At 71.5% G+C, this 22,581-nt stretch carries 22 protein-coding genes; 7 read left to right on the top strand and 15 right to left on the bottom strand.

Annotation, left to right across the window (positions count from 1 at the left end):
• The first annotated feature begins 103 nt into the window (after nucleotides 1-103).
• From ACLJPY_RS27420 to ACLJPY_RS27435, 4 genes are read left to right on the top strand one after another with little or no spacing between them, the layout of a single operon-like run.
• Nucleotides 104-1,222, top strand: a complete 1,119-nt coding sequence (locus ACLJPY_RS27420) for a CapA family protein (RefSeq protein WP_410592681.1) — start codon at nucleotides 104-106, stop codon at nucleotides 1,220-1,222.
• Between the two features lie 29 nt (nucleotides 1,223-1,251).
• Nucleotides 1,252-2,448, top strand: a complete 1,197-nt coding sequence (locus tag ACLJPY_RS27425) for a dipeptidase (RefSeq protein WP_410592682.1) — start codon at nucleotides 1,252-1,254, stop codon at nucleotides 2,446-2,448.
• Nucleotides 2,445-3,587 carry a M20 family metallopeptidase gene (locus ACLJPY_RS27430; protein WP_410592683.1) on the top strand — a complete coding sequence of 381 codons (1,143 nt, stop codon included), beginning with the start codon at nucleotides 2,445-2,447 and terminating at the stop codon, nucleotides 3,585-3,587. The genes ACLJPY_RS27425 and ACLJPY_RS27430 overlap by 4 nt, the downstream gene beginning before the upstream one ends.
• Before the next feature lie 12 nt (nucleotides 3,588-3,599).
• On the top strand, nucleotides 3,600-4,889 hold the full coding sequence (locus ACLJPY_RS27435) for an MFS transporter (protein ID WP_410592685.1): 1,290 nt from the start codon (nucleotides 3,600-3,602) through the stop codon (nucleotides 4,887-4,889).
• Here ACLJPY_RS27435 and ACLJPY_RS27440 read toward each other — a convergent pair whose 3' ends face one another.
• The 5 genes from ACLJPY_RS27440 to ACLJPY_RS27460 are packed head-to-tail and all read right to left on the bottom strand — an operon-like array spanning nucleotide 4,890 to nucleotide 9,827.
• Nucleotides 4,890-5,915 carry an alcohol dehydrogenase catalytic domain-containing protein gene (locus ACLJPY_RS27440; protein ID WP_410592687.1) on the bottom strand — a complete coding sequence of 342 codons (1,026 nt, stop codon included), beginning with the start codon at nucleotides 5,913-5,915 and terminating at the stop codon, nucleotides 4,890-4,892. It lies immediately after the preceding gene.
• Nucleotides 5,912-6,718, bottom strand: a complete 807-nt coding sequence (locus tag ACLJPY_RS27445) for a MaoC family dehydratase N-terminal domain-containing protein (protein ID WP_410592688.1) — start codon at nucleotides 6,716-6,718, stop codon at nucleotides 5,912-5,914. Before ACLJPY_RS27445 ends, ACLJPY_RS27440 begins: the two co-directional genes overlap by 4 nt.
• Nucleotides 6,715-7,860: a CaiB/BaiF CoA transferase family protein gene (locus tag ACLJPY_RS27450; RefSeq protein ID WP_410592689.1), complete on the bottom strand. Its 1,146-nt coding sequence runs from the start codon at nucleotides 7,858-7,860 to the stop codon at nucleotides 6,715-6,717. Before ACLJPY_RS27450 ends, ACLJPY_RS27445 begins: the two co-directional genes overlap by 4 nt.
• A 24-nt stretch (nucleotides 7,861-7,884) precedes the next feature.
• On the bottom strand, nucleotides 7,885-8,676 hold the full coding sequence (locus ACLJPY_RS27455) for an HpcH/HpaI aldolase/citrate lyase family protein (RefSeq protein ID WP_410592690.1): 792 nt from the start codon (nucleotides 8,674-8,676) through the stop codon (nucleotides 7,885-7,887).
• A complete protein-coding gene (locus tag ACLJPY_RS27460; RefSeq protein WP_410592692.1) occupies nucleotides 8,673-9,827 on the bottom strand; it encodes an acyl-CoA dehydrogenase family protein in 1,155 nt (384 codons plus the stop codon). Before ACLJPY_RS27460 ends, ACLJPY_RS27455 begins: the two co-directional genes overlap by 4 nt.
• 89 nt (nucleotides 9,828-9,916) lie before the next feature.
• Between ACLJPY_RS27460 and ACLJPY_RS27465 the strand changes: the two genes are divergently transcribed.
• Nucleotides 9,917-10,840 (top strand): LysR family transcriptional regulator, encoded by a 924-nt coding sequence (locus tag ACLJPY_RS27465; RefSeq protein ID WP_410592694.1) that lies wholly within the window; start codon nucleotides 9,917-9,919, stop codon nucleotides 10,838-10,840.
• Between the two features lie 75 nt (nucleotides 10,841-10,915).
• Here the strand turns inward: ACLJPY_RS27465 and ACLJPY_RS27470 are convergent, their stop codons facing one another.
• From ACLJPY_RS27470 to ACLJPY_RS27485, 4 genes are all read right to left on the bottom strand, one after another.
• Nucleotides 10,916-12,376 (bottom strand): FG-GAP-like repeat-containing protein, encoded by a 1,461-nt coding sequence (locus ACLJPY_RS27470; protein WP_410592695.1) that lies wholly within the window; start codon nucleotides 12,374-12,376, stop codon nucleotides 10,916-10,918.
• A 249-nt stretch (nucleotides 12,377-12,625) separates the two neighbouring features.
• Nucleotides 12,626-13,432, bottom strand: a complete 807-nt coding sequence (locus ACLJPY_RS27475) for a pentapeptide repeat-containing protein (RefSeq protein WP_410592697.1) — start codon at nucleotides 13,430-13,432, stop codon at nucleotides 12,626-12,628.
• 236 nt (nucleotides 13,433-13,668) lie between these two features.
• On the bottom strand, nucleotides 13,669-14,448 hold the full coding sequence (locus tag ACLJPY_RS27480) for an LLM class flavin-dependent oxidoreductase (protein ID WP_410592698.1): 780 nt from the start codon (nucleotides 14,446-14,448) through the stop codon (nucleotides 13,669-13,671).
• Nucleotides 14,449-14,676: 228 nt separating this feature from the next.
• Nucleotides 14,677-14,907, bottom strand: coding sequence for a hypothetical protein (locus tag ACLJPY_RS27485; RefSeq protein WP_410592699.1), 231 nt, complete (start codon nucleotides 14,905-14,907; stop codon nucleotides 14,677-14,679).
• Between the two features lie 488 nt (nucleotides 14,908-15,395).
• Between ACLJPY_RS27485 and ACLJPY_RS27490 the strand changes: the two genes are divergently transcribed.
• Nucleotides 15,396-15,635, top strand: coding sequence for a hypothetical protein (locus ACLJPY_RS27490; protein WP_410592700.1), 240 nt, complete (start codon nucleotides 15,396-15,398; stop codon nucleotides 15,633-15,635).
• A 46-nt stretch (nucleotides 15,636-15,681) separates the two neighbouring features.
• Here the strand turns inward: ACLJPY_RS27490 and ACLJPY_RS27495 are convergent, their stop codons facing one another.
• Nucleotides 15,682-15,987, bottom strand: coding sequence for an ATP-binding protein (locus ACLJPY_RS27495; RefSeq protein ID WP_410592702.1), 306 nt, complete (start codon nucleotides 15,985-15,987; stop codon nucleotides 15,682-15,684).
• 330 nt (nucleotides 15,988-16,317) lie between these two features.
• Between ACLJPY_RS27495 and ACLJPY_RS27500 the strand changes: the two genes are divergently transcribed.
• On the top strand, nucleotides 16,318-17,310 hold the full coding sequence (locus tag ACLJPY_RS27500; RefSeq protein WP_410592703.1) for an aldo/keto reductase: 993 nt from the start codon (nucleotides 16,318-16,320) through the stop codon (nucleotides 17,308-17,310).
• A 98-nt stretch (nucleotides 17,311-17,408) separates the two neighbouring features.
• Here the strand turns inward: ACLJPY_RS27500 and ACLJPY_RS27505 are convergent, their stop codons facing one another.
• From ACLJPY_RS27505 to ACLJPY_RS27525, 5 genes are all read right to left on the bottom strand, one after another.
• Nucleotides 17,409-18,008, bottom strand: coding sequence for a hypothetical protein (locus tag ACLJPY_RS27505; RefSeq protein ID WP_410592705.1), 600 nt, complete (start codon nucleotides 18,006-18,008; stop codon nucleotides 17,409-17,411).
• 280 nt (nucleotides 18,009-18,288) lie between these two features.
• Nucleotides 18,289-19,449 carry an LLM class flavin-dependent oxidoreductase gene (locus ACLJPY_RS27510; protein ID WP_410592707.1) on the bottom strand — a complete coding sequence of 387 codons (1,161 nt, stop codon included), beginning with the start codon at nucleotides 19,447-19,449 and terminating at the stop codon, nucleotides 18,289-18,291.
• A gap of 46 nt (nucleotides 19,450-19,495) precedes the next feature.
• Nucleotides 19,496-20,512 (bottom strand): hypothetical protein, encoded by a 1,017-nt coding sequence (locus tag ACLJPY_RS27515; RefSeq protein ID WP_410592708.1) that lies wholly within the window; start codon nucleotides 20,510-20,512, stop codon nucleotides 19,496-19,498.
• Nucleotides 20,513-20,527: 15 nt separating this feature from the next.
• Nucleotides 20,528-21,721 (bottom strand): lytic transglycosylase domain-containing protein, encoded by a 1,194-nt coding sequence (locus ACLJPY_RS27520; protein WP_410592710.1) that lies wholly within the window; start codon nucleotides 21,719-21,721, stop codon nucleotides 20,528-20,530.
• A 110-nt stretch (nucleotides 21,722-21,831) separates the two neighbouring features.
• Nucleotides 21,832-22,368, bottom strand: a complete 537-nt coding sequence (locus ACLJPY_RS27525) for a response regulator transcription factor (protein ID WP_410592711.1) — start codon at nucleotides 22,366-22,368, stop codon at nucleotides 21,832-21,834.
• Nucleotides 22,369-22,581: the final 213 nt, after the last annotated feature.

Below are 22,581 nucleotides of genomic sequence, written 5' to 3' on the forward strand. Positions count from 1 at the left end.
ACGCACCTGCCGTACCTCATCCCGGCACAGCGACGTCTTTACAACGTCGACAGCGTCGGTCTACTGTGCGGCACAGCGTGCCGCACAATGGAACGGAGTGCGCATGGACCTGACTGTCGTGGGCGATGTCGTGATCTCGGGGTGGCCGCGCCGCCCCGGTGGCGCGGCCCCCGGAGCTTCGGCGTTCGGGCTGCTGCGCGGCGGCGACCTGACGATCGGCAACCTCGAAGTCCCGCTCACCGGACGGGGACAGCGCGCGGAGAAGCTGGTCGCCATGCGGGCCCCGACGTCGGGCGCCGCCGAGCTGGCCGACCTCGGGTTCGACCTGGTGTCCCTGGCGATGAACCACGCGCTGGACTACGGCGCCGACGGAATGCGCGACACCGTCCGCGCGCTGGACGCCGCGGGAGTCGGCCACGCCGGATTCGGCGAGACGCGCGCCGAAGCGACGCGTGCCCAAGTCGTCTCGGCCGGCGGCGAGAGCCTCGCATTCTTCAGCTTCTGCTGCGCGCTACCGCGGGGCTTCGACGCGACCGCGGACCGCGCGGGCATCGGCGCCATCCGGGTGCGTCAGTCCTTCGAATACGACAGCGGCTTCCTCGACGAGACGCCGGGCACGCCGCCCTTCGTCCATTCCGACGCCCACGAACCCGACGTGCGGGCGGCCGAAGCCCTGGTCCGGGAAGCAAAGCGGCACAACGACTTCGTCGTCGTCGCACTGCACTGGGGCGTGCCGCACTGCTACCTGCCCGCGGCGCAGGGACCGCTGGCCCAGTACCAGCAGCCCCTGGCCCGACGGTTGATCGACGCCGGCGTCGACCTGGTCATCGGGCACCACCCGCACTGCCTGCACCCCGTGGAGTTCTACGGGCACGGGCTGATCCTGTACTCGACCGGCAACTTCGTCTTCGACTGGTGCGACGGCTGGAACGCCGAAGCGATGGTGCCGAAGGAAGACGCCCACCCGTCGGCCCCTTACCAGCCCGCCCTGGTGCGCGGCCCCTGGTTCGAGAGCGCCGTGTTCCGCGTCGGGCTGGGCGGCCACGGCGGGCCCACTCTCCGCATCGACCCGATCGAACTCGACCCGGACAGCCAGCCGGTCCTCCCCCGGCCGGACGTCGCCGCGTCGATCCTCGCGCAGGTCGCCGAGGCGTCCAGGGACCTGGACCCGGCGATCGTCGTGGACGACGACGGCACCGTCCGGCGCGCTGCCACCGCCTAGCCGCCACCGACCACAGAGGAGCGTTGTCGATGTACAGTCCCGCCGCCGAACCCGACGACTACGAGTCATTCCCCTACCTCCGACGCGGGGTCGACTTCCCCGCCGTCGAGCTGTCCGATCCGGGCGCCCGCCGAAGCCGCTTCACCGCCGGTTCGGACGACCGGATCGACCGCCTGCTGGCGGACAACGTGACCATCAGCTTCCACGACCACCCGCAGCTGCTGCCCGCCGACTTCGCTGACACACCCGGCTTCCTGCGCGCCAAGCACGAGTTCACCGCGTTCGCCGAGCTGCGCCGGGCCGGCTTGACCGCGGTCTTCGACAACTGGTTCGGCGTCATCGGCAGCACGCGCCGGGCGGGCTGGAAGTGGGACGACCTGATCACCACGCTGGGCCTGCGGCTCGCCGACCTCGCCCACCAGGACGGTGTCGTCGTCGCCCGCACCGTCGGCGACATCCTCGGCGCCCAGCGCGACGGGCACGTCGCCTTCGTCATGGGCACCGAGTCCGCCGGGATGATCGAGAACGAGCTGGACCGCATCGACGTCCTCTACGGACTGGGCATCCGGCAGATGGGTTTGGTCTACGCGGAGGCCAACACCCTTGGCAGCGGCCAGAAGGAGCAGCGCGACGGCGGCCTGACCGCCTTCGGCCGGCGCGCGGTCGAGCGCATGAACGCCGTGGGCATGCTCGTCGACGTCTCCCACGCGAGCGACCGGACGAGCCTGGACGCGATCGAGGCGTCGGCCAAGCCCGTCGCGATCACGCACGCCGGCGCGCGGGCGGTCTGGCCCATCGCCCGGATGAAACCGGACGAAGTCCTCAAGGCGTGCGCGGAACGCGGCGGTGTGCTGGGCATCGAAGCGGCGCCGCACACGACCGTGTCCTACGAACACCGGGCGCAGTCCATCGAGTCGGTGATGGACCACTTCACCCACGCCGTCGAGCTGATGGGCATCGAGCACGTCGCGTTCGGCCCGGACACGCTCTACGGCGACCACGCCGCCTTCCAGAAAGCCATCTCCGACGTGATCAGCTCCTCCACCGTGTTCGACGCGGGCGACCTCGAGTGGGAGCGGGTCAGCCACGTCGACGGGCTCGAGAACCCGACCGAGAACTTCCGCAACATCGCCGGCTGGCTCGTCGAGCACGGGTACCGCGACGACGAGATCACCGCCGTGCTCGGCGGCAACATCCTGCGGCTGCTGGGAGAGGTGTGGCGATGACCACCATCGAAAGCGCTTTCGCGAGGCACCTCGACGACGTCTTGGCGTTGTCGCACGCGATCAACGCCGACCCGGAGCTCGCCTTCGAGGAGCACCGGACCTCGGCCGCGATCACCGACGTCCTGGCGCGGCACGGGTTCGTCGTCGAGAAGCCGGTGGCGGACCTGCCCACGGCGTTCGTGGCCTCAGTGGGTTCGGGTGAGCTGGTGTTCGGCATCTGCGCCGAGATGGACGCGCTCCCCGGGATCGGCCACGGCTGCGGGCACAACACGATCGCCGCGGCGGCCGTGGGCGCGGCCCTGGCGTTGGCGCCGTTCGCCGACGAGCTGGGCCTGACGCTGAAGGTGTTCGGCACGCCGGCGGAGGAACGCGGCACCGGCAAGGAGATCATGGTCAACCGCGGTGTCTTCACCGGCACGCACGCGGCCATGATGGTGCACCCGTCGCTGAAGGACGTCGTCAGCCCCCAGTTCCGGGCTTCGCGGTCGTGGCGGATCGAGTACACCGGCCGCGGCGGCCACGCGTCGCGTCCGTGGAACGCGCTGAACGCCGCCGACGCGGTGGTGGTCGCGCAGACCGCCATCGGACTGCTGCGGCAGCAACTGCGCGACGGAGTTCGGGTCCATTGCGTGGTGCCGGAAGCCGGTTCGGCGGTGAACGTCATCCCCGACCGGGTCGTGGCCGAGTGCATGATCCGCTGCGACACCATCGCCGAGGTCGACGAGGTGTGGGCGCGGGTCCGCCGGTGTTTCGAAGCCGGCGCGCTCGCGGCCGGGACCACCGTGGACTTCACCACCCAGCCGTCGCTGTACCGCGAGTTCCGGCACGACCCGGATCTGGCCGCGCTGTTCGAGACCCACGCGAAGACCGTGGGCCGCACGTTCCCGGACTACCCGGACAAGCTCTTCGGCTCGACCGACATGGGCAACGTCTCGCAGGTGATTCCCGCCCTGCACCCGATGCTGTCGTTCGACCTCCCGGAGGAGGACGGGAACCACACCGCCGCCTTCGCGGCCGCGGCCGGTGGCGCGGAAGGCGACCGGTTCGTGCGCGACGGCGGTCTGGCGATGGCGCTGACGATCGCGGACGTGGCGCGGTCCGCCTCGATCCGGGCGCGGCTGACGGCTTCCGGGAACTGAGGGAGAACGACCATGGAAAACACTCGGATCGGTACGGTCCCGGCGGAAGCGACCGGCCGGGGCAACCGCCGGGCGCTCGTCGCCGGCAGCATCGGCAACGCCGTCGAGTTCATCGACTGGGCGGTGTACACGACGTTCTCGTCCGTCTTCGCGCACCACTTCTTCCCGCCGGGCAACGACAGCGCGGCCCTGCTGTCCACTTTGGCCGTCTTCGCCGTCGGTTTCGTCGTGCGGCCGATCGGCGCCGCGATCATGGGCGCCTACGCGGACCGGCACGGCCGCAAGAAGGGCCTGATGCTCACGATCGGCCTGATGGCCGCGGCGACGTTCGTCATCGGGGTCTCGCCGTCCTACGCCCAGGTCGGCCTCGTGGCGCCGATCATCCTGGTGCTCGCGCGCTTGGCGCAGGGCTTCGCCGCCGGGGGTGAGTTCGGCTCTGCGTCGGCGTTCCTCGTGGAGTCCGCCGGCCCCGGCCGCCGCGCATTCGCGGGCTCGTGGCAGCAAGTCTCGGTCGGCGTCGGCATCCTCATCGCCTCGGGCATGGGCGCGATCGTCACCTCGGTGCTGCCCCGGCAGGCGGTGGACAGCTGGGGCTGGCGCCTGGCGTTCGTGGTCGCGTCGCTGTTCGGCCTCATCGGGCTCTGGCTGCGCCGCTCGGTGGAGGAAACGGCTTCGTTCCGCCGCGCCCGCGGCCCCCGGCGCAACGTCCTGGTGACGATGCTCCGGGAGCACCCGAAGGCGGCGTTGCGTGTCTTCGGCCTGAACATCGCCGGTGTCGTGCTCTACAACATGTGGCTGACGTACCTGCCCACCTACGCGGCCGTGTCCACGCACATCCCGCTCCACCAGGCGCTGCTGGCCAACGTCATCGGGCTCGTCACGTTCGTGGTCCTGCTGCCGTTCGCCGGGATGCTGTCCGACCGGATCGGCCGCAAGCCCACCTTGGTGGCGTTCGCCGGCGGGTTCCTGCTGCTCGCGTGGCCCGCTTTCCGGCTGCTGAACGGGGACTTCCGGCTGCTGCTGCTCGTCCAGGTCGCCGGGCTGGTCCTGCTCTTGGGTTACTCGGCCAACGTCGCGGCCGTCATGGCGGAGCAGTTCCCGCCGGAGGTCCGGGCGACCGGCATCGGTCTCCCCTACGCGATGTCGGTCGCGGTGTTCGGCGGCACCGTCCCGTACCTTACGACGTGGCTGACCACCCACGGGCTCGGGTCGTGGGTGTGGCTGTACTGCGCGATCGCCGCCGCGATCGGCCTCATCGTCTACCTGACCATGCCCGAGACCAAAGACAAGGCGATCGACTGATCAGCCGATCGTCAGCACGACCTTGCCGAAGCGGTCCGGGCTCACCAGCCGTTCGTGGGCCCGGGCCAGGTCGGCCAAGGGGAACACCGAGTCGACCACGGGCCGTACCTTCCCCGCGGCGAGCAGGGCGAGGACGTCGGGGACTTCGCGGAGGTCCCCGGCGTGCGCCCCGCGGAAGTCGACCTCGTGGCGGTAGAGGCTGTACAGGCTGATGTCGGCGTGCGGTCCGGAGTGCGAGCCCATGCCGATCAGCCGCCCGCCGGGGCGCAGCGCCCGGATGGACTCCTGGATGGTGGCCCCGCCCGCCGAATTGTGGACGAGGTCGACGCCCCGGCCGTCCGTCAGCGAGCGGACCGCGGCGCCGAATCCGGGCACCTTCCGGTAGTTCACGACTTCGTCGGCGCCGATTCCCCGGAGAAGGTCCCGCTTGTCGTCGGTGCCGGTCGTGGCGATGACCCGCGCGCCGAAGGCGTGGGCGAGCTGCACCGCGGCCGTGCCCACACCGCTTCCGGCGCCGACGACCAGCGCGGTTTCGCCGGGCCGCAGGTCGCCGCGCGTCACCAGCATGTGCCAGGCCGTCAGGTACGCGAGCAGGCTCGCCGCCAGGTCGACGTAGGTCAGGGATTCCGGCGCCGGGACGGCGTTGCGGGCCGGGACGGCGAGGTATTCGGCGTACGTGCCGTCGGTGTGCTCGCCGAGGAACTTCAGCTCGCGGCAGCGACTGTCCACATCGGATCGACAGGCGTCGCACGCGCCGCAGCCCAGCATGGGCAGCACGACCACGCGTTGCCCCACCTCGACGTTCGTGACCGCGCTGCCGACCGCCGCGACGTCTCCGGCACCTTCGACACCGAGGATGATCGGGAACGGCGGTTGTTCGGCGAACTTTCCGTCCCGGACGAGCACGTCGGCGCGGTTGAGCCCGGCGGCCCGGATGCGGACCAGGACGTCCCCCTCGCCGATCGGGGGACGCGGCACGTCGTCGATCTCGACGACCCCGGCTTGCCGGACGATGGCGGCCTTCATCGTGCTTTCCTTTCTCCAGTGTGCGTTTCGACCTGGCCGGTCGCGGTGATCCGGCCACTGTGGTCACGAACGGAAACCCCGCCGCCGGTGGCGCGCACCACCAGACCTTGGTGGTCGAACAGCGGCGCGACGACGCGGTAGTCGATCGCGGTGGCCGCCGCCTCGGTTCCGCGGACGGCTTCCGCCATGGCCAGCGCTTGCAGCGGGCCGTGGACGACCAGCCCCGGGTAGCCCTCGACGTCCCGGGCGTAGTCGCGGTCGTAGTGGATGCGGTGGGCGTTGTAGGTCAACGCCGAGAAGCGGAACAGGACGGTCGGGTCGACCGGGAACTCCCGCTCGTCCGCTTCAAGCGGCACCGGGGTCGACGCCGTCGCCGAGGTCGGCGCGGACGTGGCGTCGCGGTAGACGATGTCCTGCTCCTCGACGACCTTCACCTCGCTGTCCTGGCTGATGGTGTGCCGGACGACGACGAAGGTCAGCGGGCCAGAGCGGCCCGTCTTGTCCGTCGTCGACACCACTTCGGTGCGCCGGGTCGCGGACCGCCCGACGACCAGCGGCCCGGTGCGGGTGACCCGGCCGCCCGCCGCCATGCGCCGGCGGCCCGGCGCGGGCGGAGCCGGGACGACCCCGCGCACCGGGTGGCCGTCCGGCCCCAGATCGGCCTGGTGCGGCCGATCGAGCAGGTAGACCCAGTGCCACAGCAGCGGCAGTCCGTCGGTCTCCAGGTCCGGCAGGTCGACGCCGAGCAGCCGGGCCAGCGCCACGGCGGGCTCCGGTTGCAGCACTTCGGTGTGCTCGGTCACGGGGTGACCTCCTCGAATTCGGCGCGGAGGGCGTCGTTGTGCTCGCCGAGCCGGGGCACCGGACCCAGCACCGGTTCGACTTCGTCGATGTCGACCGGCGGCAGCAAGGCCCGGACGGCACGACCGGGGGCCTGGACCTGCTGCCAGCGATCCCGCGCGGCGAGCTGCGGGTGGTCGAGGAGCTCACCCGGCCGGCGCAGGCGGGCGCACGCGATCCCGGCCTCGCCGAGCAGGTCGACGACCTGGTCGGCGTCGAACGCGGCGAACGCCGACTCGATCAGCGGCTCGATCAGGTGGTCGTGGGCGACGCGTTCCGGGTTGTGGGCGAACCGCGGGTCGTCGGCCAGGTCCGGGCACCGGAGCACCTCCCGGCACAGCCGAACCCATTCGCGGTCGCTTTGGACGGCCAGGAAGACCTGGTTGCCGTCTCCCGTCCGATAAGGACCGTAGGGCGCGATCGACGCGTGCTTCGCGCCGGTCCGGCGGGTCTCCGAACCGCCGTAGGCCGCGTGGTAGGCCGGTTGGACCATCCACTCCCCCAGCGCGTCGAGCATGGCGACCTCGACGGTCGCGCCGACGCCCGTGGTGGCCCGGCGCAGCAGCGCGGTGAGGATGCCCGAGTAGGCGTACATGCCCGTTGCGATGTCCGCGATGGAAATCCCGGCCTTGCTCGGCTGGTCCGGCGTGCCGGTGGCGGTGACGAGCCCGGCTTCGCACTGGATCAGCAGGTCATAGGCCTTTTTCGCCTGGTACGGGCCGCCGGGGCCGTAGCCCGAAATCGAGCAGTGGACGAGGTCGGGACGGGTCGCGCGCAGGGTCGCGGCGTCGAGGCCGAGGCGGTTCACCGCGCCCGGCGCGAGGTTCTGGACCACGACGTCGGCGGCCGCGATCATCGCGTCGAGCACGCGGCGGTCGGCCGCAGCCTTGATGTCCAGCTCGATCGACTCCTTGCCGCGGTTGAGCCAGACGAAGTAGCTGGAGTCGCCGTGGACCGTCCGGTCGTAGCCGCGGGAGAAGTCCCCGGCACCGGGGCGTTCGACCTTGATGACGCGGGCGCCGAGGTCGGCGAGCTGCCGGGTCGCGAAGGGCGCGGCGACCGCCTGTTCCAGCGCGACGACGGTCGTGCCTTCGAGTGGGAGCATGGAAAGCCTTTCGTAGCCGGTGCTTCAGGACCGGAGGATCGCGTGGGCCCGGTCGAGCACCGGTTTGTCGATCATTCGCCCGTCGGGACCGGTGACCGCGCCTGCCGATCCCTCGGCCGCCCGAAGCACCGCACGAGCCCACGCGATTTCGTCCGCGCCGGGGGCCAGGCCGCGGGCCGTGGGCTCGATCTGGGCGGGGTGGATGCAGAGCTTGCCGCGGAAACCGAGGCTCCGGGCGTAGCGAGCCGCCGCGGTCACGGCGTCGGCGTCGTCGATGACCGTCGTGACGCCGTCGATCGGCGCCGGCAAACCGGCCACCCGGGAGGCGAGCACGATCGTGCTTCGCGCGAACAGCATCGCCTCGGCGGTGTCGTCGGCCCCGAGGTCGGCGGCCAGGTCGAGCGCACCGAACGCCAGCCGGGTCACCCCGGGCGCGGCGGCGACGTCGTGCACGCGGTGCAGCCCGGCCGCGGTCTCGACCAGCGCCACCACCGCGGTGCCCAGCCGCGCCGACAACGCGGCCAAGGCCGCCGGGTCCTCGGCCTTGGGCACGAGCACGCCGAGCAGCCCGGACGCGCCGGCGACGGCGTCGACATCCGCGTCGAACCACGGCGTTCCGGCGGCGTTGATGCGGACCCAGGCCTGTCCGCCTTCGGACAGCCAGCGGAGCGTCTCGGCACGGGCAGTGTCCTTGTCCTCGGGGCGCACCGCGTCTTCCAGGTCGATGACGACGGCGTCCGCGCCCGCAGCCGCCGCCTTGGCGAAGCGCCGAGGGCCGTTGCCGGGCACGAAGAGCCAGGTGGCCGCGGGCCTCATCGGACCGGGTTCCGCTTGATGAGCTGGCGTGCGATGACGGTCCGCTGGATCTCGTTGGTGCCCTCGCCGACGATCATCAGCGGCGCGTCGCGGAAGTACCGCTCGACGTCGAACTCCGTCGAGTAGCCGTAGCCGCCGTGGATCCGCACCGCGTCGAGCGCGATCTTCATGGCCGTCTCGGAGGCGAACAGCTTCGCCATCCCCGCTTCCATGTCCGCGCGCTCGCCGGAGTCGTAGCGGCGGGCGGCGTACTGGACGAGCTGCCGGGCCGCGGTCAGCCCGGTGGCCATGTCGGCGAGGTGGTTGCCGATCGACTGGTGCTGCCAGATCGGCTGCCCGAAGCTTTCGCGTTCCTGGCTGTACCGAATCGAGCGGGCGAGCGCGGCGGCGCCGACGCCGAGCGCCCGCGCCGCCACCTGGATGCGGCCGATCTCGAGCCCGCGCATCATCTGCGCGAACCCCTCGCCTTCGGCGGTGCCCAGCAACGAGCTGCGGGGCACGCGGAAGTCGGTGAAGGACAGCTCGCAGCTCTCCACGCCCTTGTAACCGAGCTTCGGCAGGTCGCGGGACACCTCGAACCCGGGTCCCTTTTCGACCAGCAGGATGCTGATGCCGCGGTGCTTCGGCTCGGCGGTCCGGTCCGTGCGGCACAACAGCGCGACCAGCTGGGCGCGGCGGGCGTTGGTGATCCAGGTCTTGGACCCGTTGATGACGTAGCTGTCGCCGTCCGTTCGCGCCACGGTCCGGATGGCCTGCAGGTCGGATCCGCCGCCGGGTTCGGTGAGCGCCATGGTCGCCCGGATCTCCCCGGTGGCCAGCTTCGGCAGGTAGTGGTCCTTCTGCGCCTGGGTTCCGTAGTGGAGCAGGAGCTTGGCGACGACGCTGTGCCCGCCCATGGCGCCGGCGAGGCTCATCCACCCGCGGGCGAGTTCCTCGGTCACGGCGGCGTAGCACGGGGTGGACACCCCGGCGTCGTTCCACGGCTCCGGAACGGCGAGCCCGAAGATGCCCATGCACTTCATCTGCTCGATCAGGGCTTCGGGGTAGGTGTCGGCGTGTTCCAGGTCCCGCACCACGGGCTCGACCTCGCGGTCGACCCACTCGCGGACGACGTCGACGATCGCGGTCTCGTCTGCGCTGAGTTCGTACATGGCTGTCATCATGGCTCGTGATGACGAGTCGAGAGAAATACCGATTCGTGATATCCCTAGACGCGTCCGGCAAACCGGCAGGAGGACGCGTGGAACTCAAGCAGCTCTTGGCCTTGGTGACCGTCGGCGACACCGGGAGCGTCACCAAGGCGGCACGCCGGCTCCACGTCGTGCAGCCCGCGGTCAGCCGGTACATCCGCGCGCTGGAGGACGAGGTCGGGGTCCCGCTCTTCGAGCGCAGCCGCCAGGGGATGACCCTCACCCCGGCGGGCGAAGTCCTCGCCGAGCGCGCGAGACGCGCGCTGCTCGAACTGGACCGGGCCCGCGCCGAGATCCGCCCGGACCGCGAGCACGTGCGGGGCATCGTGACGATCGGGCTGCTGGAAAGCACCGTCGAACTCGTCGCCGCGCCGTTGGTGGCGGTGCTGGGGCGCCGGCACCCGGGCATCGAAGTGCGGATCCTGAGCGCGTTTTCCGGTCACCTTCGGCAGTGGCTCGACGACGGCGCGGTGGACATGAGCCTGCTGTACAACGTGAACTCGACACCGTCGATCGCCGTCACCCCGTTGCTGAGCGAAGCGTTGTGGGCGATCGCTCCCCCCGACGCGGAACTCGGCCGCGAAGCACTCACCTGGCAACGGGTGTGCGACAACCGGCTGATCCTGCCGGTCGAGGGACACGGCCTGCGCACCCTCGTGGATCAAGCGCTCGGCACCGCGCCCACGATCGTGTGCCAGACCAACTCGATGCCGGTGCAGAAGAGGCTGGTGGCCGCCGGCACCGGGTGGAGCGTCCTTCCCGCGGCGGGCGTCGCCGAAGACGTGGCCGCCGGGCGGCTGCGGGGCGGCCCGATCGTCGATCCGGCGATCTCCCGCACGATCGTCCTGGCGTTGCCGCGAGCCGGCCGCGTCCCGCCCGCTGCCGAGGTCGCCGCCACCGAGATCGTCCGGGTGACCCACCGGCTGGTCGAGGACGGCTCTTGGCCGACAGCCAGCGTGGCTCAGGCCGGGTAGCCACACCCGGCCGACGGCGGCCGCCGCACGAACCAGGATCGGCATGACACCCCAAGCAGCGGCCTGGAGCCCCGGTCAGGGAACGTAGGGAGTCGCGATGGTGGCGAGAGCGTCCCAAGGCATGACCGCGTAGCCCGCCCCGTTGTGCCAGGCCCGGATCTGGCGTTGCGGGTCGACGGCGATCGCGTCGGCGCGGTGGTCACCGTCCAGATCGGCGAACCGCAGCGGGGCGACATCGGGGAACCCGGCGGCCACCACGATGCTCGCGCCCTCCCACGGCATCGGCGAGAACCCGCGCACGTTGTGCCACGCGTGCCCCTCGCCGTTCTCCCACACCGAGATGATGTCGGACTTGCCGTCACCGTCGAGGTCGGCGAAGAACGTGGTGGCCGGCTTCATGTCGGCGCCCACCACGATGCTCCCGCCCTCCCACGGCATGGGGGCGAACCCGCGGGCGTTGTGCCACGCGCGGACTTCACCGTTGGCGTCGACCGACATCGCCTCGGCCCGGCCGTCACCGTCGAGGTCGGCGAACTTGAGGCCCTGCGGATCGACGATTCCGGTCGTCACCACCACGCTCGCGCCCTCCCACGGCATCGGCGAGAACCCGCGGACGTTGTGCCACGCGTGCCCCTCGCCGTTGTCCCACAGAGAAACGATGTCGGCCTTGTGGTCGCCGTCCAGATCCGCGAAATAAGTCCGCCCGGGCCGCATGTCGGTGGCGACCACGATATCGGCCGGATTCCACGGATTGCCACCGAAACCACCGTCGTTGTGCCAGGCGTGCACATCCCCGTTCGGGTAGATCGCCATCAATTCCGCCCGGCCGTCCCCGTCGAGATCGGCCAGCATCACCCGCGACGGCGTGGCCGTCAGCGGCTTGGTCTGTTCGGCGATCCAACCGGCCAGGTCGTCGGCACGGGCCACCACCGCGCCACTGCGCGTCTCGGTCTCGGCCAGGCAACCGTGCTGCCAGGACGCGCTCGTGACACCCGCGAGCTCGACCCGGTCGCCGGTCTCACGCAGTGCCGGGCCGCCGGCGTCCCCCTTGCACGGATCGTTCGCCCCACCCGCCGCGGTGATCGACATCGAGGTCGCCGTGACGCCCTGGACGGTGTAGCTCGCGGTGTTCAGCCGGGCAGGAACCCATTCGGTGGCGGTCCGTCCGAAGCCCCCGACCCGCACCGTCTCCCCCGACGCCGGCGCGGTCGCCGCGATCGGTACCGGCGTCACCGACGGCAACGGCGAAGTACCGCTGGGGACCGTCACATGCGCGAGCACCACATCCCGGTCCGCGGCCGGCACCAACCGATCCACCACCGGCAGTGGCCCCGCTCCGGGGGCACCGGGCCCGAAGGACACCGTCGTGGGCTGCGGCGGCGGCCCATCCAGCACATTCTGCCCGAAGCATCGCTTCGCCGTGATGACCCACCCCTGAGCCACGACCGCCCCCGAGCAGCCCGCGGTCGTCCCGTTGACCACGAGCCGCGCGGCATAGCCGTAGCTGCCCTCCGGCGCCGCGGCTCCCCCGCTCACCGCACCCGCCGGCGCGGCCGAACAGACCCCGGCCGCACCGAGGACAACCGCCGCAATGGCCAGTTTTCGAACGCGCACCTGTTCCGCCCCCCTCGTCGCCGGCCTGTTCACCGGCACCCCTCACGGGAGAGTAGCAAGGGATACGGTTGGCGATCACCCGACCTTCGGCGGGCCGGCCGGCCGCACATCACTTCCGCCGCGGATTCCTGCTGGGCACGCCAACCGCGGACCTGAGCGAAGCCGCCTCGATCACAAACCCTCACCACCACTTTCCCTTTGCGGGTTCGTCGTCCGGAAAAGCCGTCGTGACCACGGTGGTGTCGTCGTGGGTGACCCAGTGACATCGGCATCGGTCACGTAGACGCGGGTGAGCTTGGCGCCGACGAGGTACGCCTGGGTCAGGTTGGCCGCGACGAGGTTGGCGCCGTCGAGGTTCGCGGCCCTGAATTGTGCCCCGGTGAGGTTGGCTCGTCCGAGGTCCGTCGTGTCGAGGTCCGCCTGATCCAGGTTCGCGCCGGTGAAGTCGGTCTCTTCGAGGTCCGACCAGGCGAGGCTCGCTTCCTCACCTTTCGCGTCACGGAAGCTGGCGCCGTTGAGAAGCGAATGGGCGATGCTGACGTGGTAGACGACCGCTCGACTGAGATCCGCACCCTTGAGGTCCGCCTCGTCGAAATACGTGTGGGCCAGAATTGAGTCGGCGAGATGTGCGTTGACGAGGTTCGCACCACCCAGGCACGCCCGGCTCAGGTCGACGCGGGCCATGTTGTCGTCTGCGGTGTCGCGGCGCCCCAAGATCGTGAGCGCGGCTTGGATATCCGCAGTCGGCAGCGCCGCCGGGCACCCGCCCTTGGCGACAACCGACGGTGCTGTGGTCCGGATGAAAGCGGAGAGGACCTCGATGATGGCCGGCTGGTCGCGGGGCGAGTCGCGAGCCAGGCGTTCAAGGCCGTAGAGCGCACCGAGGCGGCCCTGTAGGTGGTCACCACCCGCCTTGTCGAGCTGCTCGACCGCCTTCGTGTAGCGATCGGTGAACTGGCCCTGTTCACTCAGCGACACCCCGCCCGGCTCCGAGCGCGAGCCGGTGACGCTGTCTGCGGACGGCCGAGCCGGGGCCGGCGGGAAACGGCGGCGCGCAGCCGCAGGCGACGAGTGGTCACGTAACAACAGTCGCCGGCGGCCATCAGATCGTCACGCCTCGCGTCGAACGCCCCATTTCGCAGCGCGGCTATGCGGTAGCCCGGACTCCTCGGTGATCTCGCGAGCGAGGCGTTTTGCTCGGGGGTCTCGCCGGGTCACCGGCCAGCCAGCTCGGCAACGACCGGCGCAAGAGCAACGGCGGCCTCGGCGCCGACCACGAAGTAGGAGAACCCGATCTCCTCCCGCCGCCGTTGAATCTCCTCAGCAGCGGCAGCAGGATCACTGGGCAGGAACGCCAGCGAGTCCGCGGCCCGGACGGCAGCGGGGTCGGTGTCGGGTCCGGCCATGAACGCCGCGACCGAATCGCCGACCACCGGCACGTGCAACGCCAATTCCACACCGCGACGGTTGTCGAAGCCTTCCACCCGTTGCATCGACGCGGCCCGCGTCTCGATCTGCGGCATCACGAAGGTGACCGTGTCGGCGACTTCCGCGGCAAGCGCCTGCGCCTTCGGGCCGCCCACAGCCATGACCACCGGCGTGTGCCGGTCCGGGCCGTCGAGGTCACGCAGAGCCGCGACCACGTCACGCACCTGACTCAACCGCTGGCCCGCCGGGGTGGCCGGCAGGCCCAGCTCCCGGAGCTGGTCGGCGATCCCGGGCCGGCCGGTGCCGATGCCCAGCTCGAAACGCCCCTCGGTGAGCACCGCCAGCGAGTGCGCCTCCCACGCGGTGATCCACGCAGGCCGAACCGGAGACGCGTACACCCAGGTGCCCACCCGCAAGCCGGTGATCGTCGCCGCCACCGCGAGCGCCGGCCCCGGTGCCGGCTGCCACTGCGGCACATCGGGCATCAAGATCGTCGAGTAACCACTGTCAGCCAGAACACGGAGCTGATCACGCCACGCCGGTAAGCCTGCGGTGATCGGCGCCACGACCCCGAACCGCAACGGCCTGACCTCGCGTGCAGAGATACCCACCATGGTGCAGCCCCTTCCCCTAAGCCCCCGGCCTAACGCCGAGCTCATCCCTACCACGAACGAGCGACCGCGCATCCGACACAACCCGCCAAGCGATCTGGCGGCCACTCAAGAGCTGATCTTGAGCAGGAGACGCACGGCACTCGATCGCGCCGTCGAACCGCTACAAGGCCTCACGGACACTCAACGCCCTCGCCCCAGGAGACCGGCGTGGACACCCGGCAGATCCGCCCGGCGCATGGCGACCCGGGCACGAAAGGACAGCGCCACCGGGCCGGCTGGCAGCGGAGCCGTCCACCGGTAGGACGGGGCACGAGCCACCACGGCCACCACCAGCGTCCGACCGAAGCCGAAGCGGCGGTACTCGGCGGCGACGTGGACGTAGTCGAGGGTGGCTGTCGGCAGCCGGCGCACGGGCTCGCAGTGACCGCGCCGATTTCGGTGCCGTCGAGGTGAAATTCGATCCGACCGGCCAGTGTTCCGGCTGCCAGTGGATGGGCGACCAGGGCAAGCCCGTCGCCCGGGGCCGTGCCAGATCCGTGCTGTTGACGTCGAGGTGCGCTCACTCGGCGAGACGCCGGGCCGCGGGCTCGCAGCCCTCCTGCGCGCGGCAGACCGCTGGGTGCCAGAAACGGATGCGGAAGTTCGACCGCCGCCACGCTGCTGACCAACGAGTTCACCCCATCGAGCGCCGGCATAGTCCTCATGCAGCTCCGACAGCCACCGCTCAACCTCGACGTAGCCGTTGAAGATCGCGATCAACAGCCACGCCTTCCACAGCAGCAAGGGCGTGCAAATGCCCACCGAGCGAAGTCGCGGCGCGCACGCTCGCGCGGAGACCACCGGCAACCCCGGAAAAGTACCGTCAGAACGGCGCTTCCTCCCGTGCTTCACTCACTGGCATGCGGAAACACCTCGCCGCAAGTGCGGCCATCGTGAGTGCTCTCGTCGCCTTCGCCGCTCCGGCCGGCGCCGCGACGAGGTACTACAGCCAGACCGTCACCGGAACCACTCAAGCCCAGTGCGAAGCCGACGGCTGGGCGCTCGCCCAACAGAAGCAGGCCGAGGGCTACCTCGTCACCTGGATCGGCTGCGGCTACTCGAACTTCCGCTGGGCCGGCGTCCTCGGCTGGCACGACTGAGACAGCGGAGCTCGCCGATACGACCGGCTCCCGCCAGCCGCCCGGTTCAGGAGCCGGTCCGGGTGACCCCGGCGCACGGGATCGCGCCGGACCCGGTGCAGGACACTTCGGCCCAGGCCGTCTTGCCGCCCGCGGGATGCTCGAACACTCCCCATGCGCCGGCAAACTCGTCGACCACCCGCATCCCGCGGCCACCCGGCCGGTCGCGGACAATCTCGGCGACGTCGGGCCGGTCAAGGAAGCCGTCGTCGGCCTCGAGGCGCACCCGGCACGGTGTCGCGGTGCGGCTCAGCCGGATCTGCAGCGGGTGCCGGCCGTGAACGCAGGCGTTGGTCACCAGCTCGGTGGTCACCAGCAGGACGGATCCAGCTGGTCGAGCACGGACCGGATGAGGCTGGTGAGCGCGTTCGATCCTTCCGCGGTCCAGGCGTTGAACCAAGCGACGCGGACCCGTCCGCGATGCTCCTTCGCCCGGGTCCCGATCTCTTGACGTCCGCACGGGCACTCGACCCAACTCACCCTCATGCCGCAGTGAGGTCGTCTTCCGAGGTTCACGCCTGCGCCACGGCCGGGAAGCTGGCCCGCCGGCTTGACTTGGAGCGCGCTCCAGGTCCTAGCGTCGACGGCGTTCATCAGCTTTCGAGGTACGGCCCGGTCCGCCGGGCAGGAGGAGTATCCGCGCATGATCGCCCGGACCACGCTCGGCTCGCCCGGTCTCACCGTCAGCGCGATGGGGCTGGGGTGCATGGGGATGAGCGAGAGCTACGGCGCCGCCGACTGGGACGGCGGGATGGCCACCATCGACCGGGCCCTGGAGCTGGGCGTCACCTTCCTGGACACCGCCGACGCCTACGGCACCGGGCACAACGAGGTACTGGTGGGCCGGGCCATCCACGGCCACCGGGACCAGGTGCAGCTGGCCACCAAGTTCGGCATCGACCGCAGCGCCGGCGACCGGGCACGCCGCATCCGCGGTGCGCGCGACTACGTGCTGCGCGCCTGCGACGCGTCGCTGCTGAGGCTGGGCGTCGAGGTGATCGACCTCTACTACGCCCACCGCCCGCCCCAGGACGTGGAGATCGAGGAGACCGTCGGGGCGATGGCCGAGCTGGTCCAGGCGGGCAAAGTCCGCCACCTCGGCCTGTCCGAGGTCGACGGCCAGCTGCTGCGCCGGGCATACGCGGTACACCCCATCACCGCAGTGCAGAGCGAGTACTCGCTCTGGACCCGCGACGTCGAGGCGGTCACCCCCGTGATGGCCGAACTGGGAGTCGGGCTGGTGCCCTACTCGCCGCTGGGACGAGGATTCCTGACCGGCACCCTGGACCGCTCCACGCTGGGCGAGAGGGACTTCCGGCGCACCAACCCCCGCTTCGCCGGCGAGGCGGGCGAAGCCAACGAGAAAATCGCGCAGACCGTGCGCAAGGTGGCCGACCGGCTGGGTGCCACCCCGGCCCAGATCGCGCTGGCCTGGGTGTACGCCCAGGCCGACCGGCTCGGGGTGGCGGTGGCGCCCATTCCGGGCACCCGCAACCCGGCCCGCCTGGAGCAGAACGCGGCCGCGCTGGAGCTCACCCTTGACGCCGAGGCGCTGGCCACGCTCAACCCGCTGAGCGACCAAGTGACGGGCGAGCGCTACACCCACGCGCACACCTCTGAAGTCGCCCGGGGCTAACCGGCGCGCGCGACGTCAACGATGTCCGGGCCGCCGACGTCGCCGACACGACGAACTACCCCTGCCACCCCAGCGGAAGCGCGGCATTCGTTGGGGGATCACGGAATCGCATGGGTGTCAATCGGCTTATCGCGGGTCCGGCGTCGCTGACGCACCACGAGCAGGATCGGCACCGGCTCGGCGGCGTCGCGGTTCTCGAGCAGTGACTTGGTCAGCAGCATGGCCAGCACGCTCTTGCCCGACCCCGCATCCCCGAGCACGACCAGCCGGCGGGCGGGAATGGAGCGGAACGCGGACGAGATGCGGGTGACCTCCCCGGTCAGGCGTGGCCGCGGTGCTCCCGGCACGCCGCGCAGGCGTTCGTCGTCGACCACCGCGGCCGGGTGGTCGCTGATCCCCTTGCGCCGGGTGACGTGGAACCGCACCGGCAGAGGACGGGGACCGTACACTCCGCGCAGCAACGCCTCGTCGGTCCACTGGCGCCGCACTGCCGTGGCCAGGAACTCCTCGGCCTCGCGCAACGGCCCAGCCGGTTCCGAACGCCGGGTCTTCACCACCTCCAGCGCCAAGGCCAGGACAGCGAGCGCACCCAGCAGGCTCCAGACCACCGGTGTCCACCACGGGGGCATGGCGGAGACCGTGTTGGTGGCGAGGTTGGCGGAGAGCCCCACCAGGACCGTCACGGTGCCCGAGAACACGAGAAGTGTGGTCTGCGAGGGCCGCCAACGCACTCAGTTCTCCCCCGGGTTCAGAATCTTCAGCCGTTTCTCAGTCGTTCGGACCCGTGCCGATGTTTCACGCCGCCGACCCGCACCACAGGAGAAATCGGCATACTGATCGGCAACCGCGTCGAACTCACTACGGCGTCCGGGCCGGGATTGAGCGACCGGGCAAGTCACTCGAGCGGATTGGTTGTTCCGGCCGACGACGGCTTCACGGCGTCAGCGGTGGGGCGGCCGGTGCCGCTCCACCCGGGCGTCACGCCAGGTCCGGAATCAGCTCGCCGATCAGCCGGATGCTCTTCAGCACCTTCTCGTGCGGGATGCCGCCGATCTGCTGGAGGCACATCATCCGGTCGATGCCCAGCTCCGCATACGCGCGCAGCTTCTTGCGGCACGTCTCCGGGCTGCCCACGATCAGCGAATCCTGTGCACTCAGCACCTCGAACACCTCGTCGTCCGGGACCTGCTCGCCCTGCAGGATCCGGGCGATCAGAAGGTTCGCCTCCGACGGTGCGTTCGAAGCCTCGCCGCGCAGGAAGTCGCCCGTCAGGCCCGAGGACTTCATCAGCTCCTCGTTGCGGGCGTTGGCGCGCACGAACTCCGTCGCCGCTTCGAAGAACGTCAGCGCCGTCACCGTGTACCACGCCGCGGCCGCTGCCGCGCCGTTGTGCATCGCCTCTTCGTCCGTCTCCGCGCAGTGGACGAACGTGAAGAAGCCGACCTGGTCGTTGACGAACGCTCCGACCGGCTCCGTGCACTGCGCGGCCGCCGCGCGGTACAGGTCGACCAGACGGCCGGCGCGTTCCAGGGACTCCCACATCGTCGTGCCGAGCACGCCCACCCCGCGCCGGCCGGCCTCCTCGAACGACGCCGGGCTCGCGGCGGCCTGCCACAGCGGCGGGTGCGGCTGCTGCAGCGGCTTCGGCCCGATCCCGACGCCGTCGACGCGGTAGGCGTCGCTCTCGTAGGAGAACCGCTCCGACGTCCACATCTTCGGCACCATCTCGAACGCCTGCTGCGTCTGGGCGCGTGCGTCGTCGGGCTCGATACCGAACAGGCGCCACTCGGGGATCGTCGAGCGGGTCAGGCCCAGCTCCACGCGCCCACCGCTGAGGTGGTCGAGCGTCGCCGCCCGCTCGGCGACGCGGATCGGGTGGTTGAACCGCCCGGGCGCGAGCACCGCGGAGTGCCCGAGCCGGATCCGGCTGGTGCGCTGCGACAGCGCGGCGAGCATCAGCTCGGGCGCGGACGAAAGGCTGAACTCCCCCGCGCCGTGGTGCTCGACCTGCCACCAGCACCCGTAGCCCAGCTCGTCGGCGAGGACGGCCTGTTCGATGGCCTGCCGGAACCGCAGCTGTTCGTGCCCTTCGGGCCAGGGCCTCGGGTTCTGGATCTCGTTGAACAAGTCGATCTTCATCCACGGCTCCTCTGCGTCGGGTCACCGCAAGATCAGTCCGCCAGGACTATCGCTCCGTTACCGGCAGTCGCCCGGACGGACTAGTTCGATTCCCCGGGCCTCCCGGTGGCTCGCTCACGGGTGGTCTGCGGCTGCAGCCTGGGACGTTCTTCGCGCCGCGCCGCTCAGGGCGTCTGCTGAGCCGTGATCGTCGTGGTCGGGGTGCCGGGCCGGTCCGTGTTCGCGCAGGTACCGCCATGGTGATCGCCTGCCCGCCACCGGCCGTCACCGACGCGGGGAGCTCGCGGGCGGCCCGCCGGGTCGTGGCGAGGTCGAAGGCGGCGAGCTGGGTGTTGCCGAGGCTGATCCGCACCGAGCCCTGGTCGACTGCGGGGTCGGTCAGCTCCAGGCCGGTCAGGCGGTAGGTGCGCCCGCCGGAGACCACGTAGGAGAACAACTGCGGCCCGGACACCCCGGGGTACGCCGTGCCGGTGATGGTCAGCCGCGTCGTCGTCGCGGCGGTGGTGAGCCGGACGCCGAAGCGCCCGGCCCGCTCGTACCGGCCGAGCTCGGCCGCACGGGCGGGCAGGCCCGGCATCGGCACGCCGAGCGGAGCCACTTCGTGGATGTGCTCCCCCAGGATGCCCAGCGGCTGTCTGCTGGTGCACAGCTCGCGGAGGCCCGCGCCGTGCCGCAGCAGCGCACCGGCCAGCCTCGCGCTCTGGTCCAGCAGGTGCTCGCAGTTGTCCAGCACCAGCAGCACGGACCGGTCGGCGAGGAAACGCCGCAGCCCCGGGCCCAGCCCGCGCCGCGGATCGTGCTCGATGCCGAACAGGGCGGCGAGCTGCTCCTCGACCGACTCGGCGACCCCCAGGTCGCCGAGTTCGAGCAGCCACCCGCCGTCCGGGAAGCCGTCCCGCACCGAGGCCGCCACCCGGAGCGCCAGCCGGGTCTTGCCGACGCCGCCGGCGCCGGCGCCGGCGCCGGCGCCGGCGCCGGCGCCGGTGAGGGTGAGCAGCCGCGTCCGGGACAGCAGCGCCGCCACTTCGGCCAGTTCGGTGCGCCGGCCGACGAAGCTGCTCACCTCCGTCGGCAGCGGTCAGCCGATCGGCGGGCACTCTCCTGCGCCCGGCTGACCGGTGCCGCCGCCCAGGAGACCGCCGAGGAGGCCGCCGAGAGTTCCGGTGACCGTCGTGACGGTGCACGTGACCAACCCCGTCACGGGATCGAGCACCGGCACCGCCGACGGCTGGGACGGAGGCGGAGGCGAGACCGAAGTCGTGGGTGGGGCCGGGCGGGTCCCGGAGGTGGGCGGCGGAACGGGCGCGGACGTCGGCGGAACCGGTGGTGGGCCCGGCGGCGGAACGGGTGGGGGAACCGCGGTCGGTGCCGGAGCCGGCGGCAGGAGTGCCGGTGCGCCCTGCGGAGCCGCCGCGGCGGCCAACCGCGGGTCCGGGCTCACGGGGACCGCGCCCTGGTAGACCAGCATCCAGGACCGCACCTGACCCAGGTAGACGGCCGAGTGGTTGTAGCTGAGCACGGCCGCATCCAGCCCGGCCGCCGAACGCAGGTCACGGCCGCCCGCGCAGAGGTACCGCCCGCTCGCCTCCGCCGCGTCGGCCACGTTCTCCGGATCGGCCCGGCCGTCCCCGTTGCCGTCGGTGGCCCAGCGCCGCCAGGTGGCCGGGATGAACTGCATCGGGCCCACGGCCCGGTCCCACGCGGCGTCCCCGTCGAGCGCGCCTCCGTCGGTGTCGGCGATGGCCGCCGTGCCGGCCCGGCCGTCGAGCACCGGGCCGAGGATCGGGCTCAGCGCCGTGCCCGCGGCGTCGACCCGCCCGCCGCGGGCGTGCCCCGACTCCACCTTGCCGATCGCGGCCAGGAGGGCGACCGGCAGCCCGCACGCCGGGGTGTCGGCCGCGAGCCGGGCGGCCGCCCGCTGGTACGCCGCCAGCACGATTCCGGGGACCCCCGCCGTGCCGCCGGAAGTCCCGGCCTGGCCCGGAAGCTGCGGGCCGGCCGGCAGCGGAACCGGGACGCCCGCGAACGAAGGCAGCGGGAACTGCGGCACAGTGCCGCCGTCCACGCCGTAGGGCGCGGCGGTGTCCCGGCCGGCGCCGGGCGCCACCGGCGCGGCGTCCGGTGCCGGCCGCCGCTCGACGTGCGCGTCCGGCGCCGGGGTGACGTCACCGGCTCCCGCGCTCAACGCGGTGGCGGCCAGGAAGAGCACGGCGGCCAAGTGCGTGGTGCCCGCCGGGAGACGCACTCGCGACGGCCTGCTCGCTCGGGACATCTGCGGTCCTTCCGGGAGAGGTGGCGCTTCGAGTGGACCACCGGAGACCGCGGGCCGGACGGGATCCGCGCGAAGCCGGCCCCTGTGGCGGCCAGGTCGGCCCACAAGGGTCAGATCAGGCCGCCCTCGAGGGCAAAAGCGATGGCGTGGGCGCGGTTGCGCAGCTGGAAGCGGTTGAGCACGTCGTGGGTGACCCGCTTGATCGTCCGCTCCGAGTAGGCGAGCTTCTCCGCGATCTCCTTGACCTCGAAACCCTGGGCCACGAGGCGCAGCACCTCGGTCTCGCGGTCGCTCAGCCCGGTCGGTCCCACCCCGCGGGGCGCGAGCACCTGGTTCTGCAGCCGCGCCACCTGGTCGAACAACCGGCCGACCATCCGCGGCGACAGCACGCCGCCACTCCCGGCGACCTGCGTCACGGCCGCGACCAGCCGTTCGGGAGTGGCCTCCGCGCGCGGCACCACCCCGCCCGCACCGGCGCCGATGCAGGCGATGAGCGCGGGATCGTCGATTTCGGCGGGCACCAGCAGCACCCGGCCGTGCCCGGTGCCGGCGCCGCTCGCCTCCCGCACCAGGACCAGCAGCTCGTCGGTCACCGCGTCCCCCACCACGATGGTCACCGTGCCCGCGGGCGCCCCCGCGGCCGGCACGGGGAAACCCCGAAAGATCTTCCGGTGGCCGCACGACACCACGGACGTTCCTCGGGGCAACCCCCGATGCGGGGACCGGCTCCCCCGGTGGTCCGCCGGAGGTTCCCGGCCGACGGCAACCGCCGAAGTCGGAGAAGCGCAAAGACACGGCACCCGCGCAGGTGTCCGTCGCGACGGTGCGGCAAACTGCTGACGCGGATCGCGCCGACGTCA

The organism is Amycolatopsis sp. lyj-23, assembly GCF_046549135.1.
In the GTDB taxonomy this organism is placed as follows: Bacteria; Actinomycetota; Actinomycetes; order Mycobacteriales; family Pseudonocardiaceae; genus Amycolatopsis.

Coding starts and splice junctions, on each gene's coding strand:
- ACLJPY_RS27455 (WP_410592690.1), bottom strand. CDS start 8,676: ATGAGGCCCGCGGCCACCTGGCTCTTCGTGCCCGGCAACGGCCCTCGG.
- ACLJPY_RS27500 (WP_410592703.1), top strand. CDS start 16,318: ATGATCGCCCGGACCACGCTCGGCTCGCCCGGTCTCACCGTCAGCGCG.
- ACLJPY_RS27450 (WP_410592689.1), bottom strand. CDS start 7,860: ATGCTCCCACTCGAAGGCACGACCGTCGTCGCGCTGGAACAGGCGGTC.
- ACLJPY_RS27460 (WP_410592692.1), bottom strand. CDS start 9,827: ATGTACGAACTCAGCGCAGACGAGACCGCGATCGTCGACGTCGTCCGC.
- ACLJPY_RS27490 (WP_410592700.1), top strand. CDS start 15,396: ATGCGGAAACACCTCGCCGCAAGTGCGGCCATCGTGAGTGCTCTCGTC.
- ACLJPY_RS27420 (WP_410592681.1), top strand. CDS start 104: ATGGACCTGACTGTCGTGGGCGATGTCGTGATCTCGGGGTGGCCGCGC.
- ACLJPY_RS27440 (WP_410592687.1), bottom strand. CDS start 5,915: ATGAAGGCCGCCATCGTCCGGCAAGCCGGGGTCGTCGAGATCGACGAC.
- ACLJPY_RS27520 (WP_410592710.1), bottom strand. CDS start 21,721: ATGTCCCGAGCGAGCAGGCCGTCGCGAGTGCGTCTCCCGGCGGGCACC.
- ACLJPY_RS27425 (WP_410592682.1), top strand. CDS start 1,252: ATGTACAGTCCCGCCGCCGAACCCGACGACTACGAGTCATTCCCCTAC.
- ACLJPY_RS27435 (WP_410592685.1), top strand. CDS start 3,600: ATGGAAAACACTCGGATCGGTACGGTCCCGGCGGAAGCGACCGGCCGG.
- ACLJPY_RS27510 (WP_410592707.1), bottom strand. CDS start 19,449: ATGAAGATCGACTTGTTCAACGAGATCCAGAACCCGAGGCCCTGGCCC.
- ACLJPY_RS27430 (WP_410592683.1), top strand. CDS start 2,445: ATGACCACCATCGAAAGCGCTTTCGCGAGGCACCTCGACGACGTCTTG.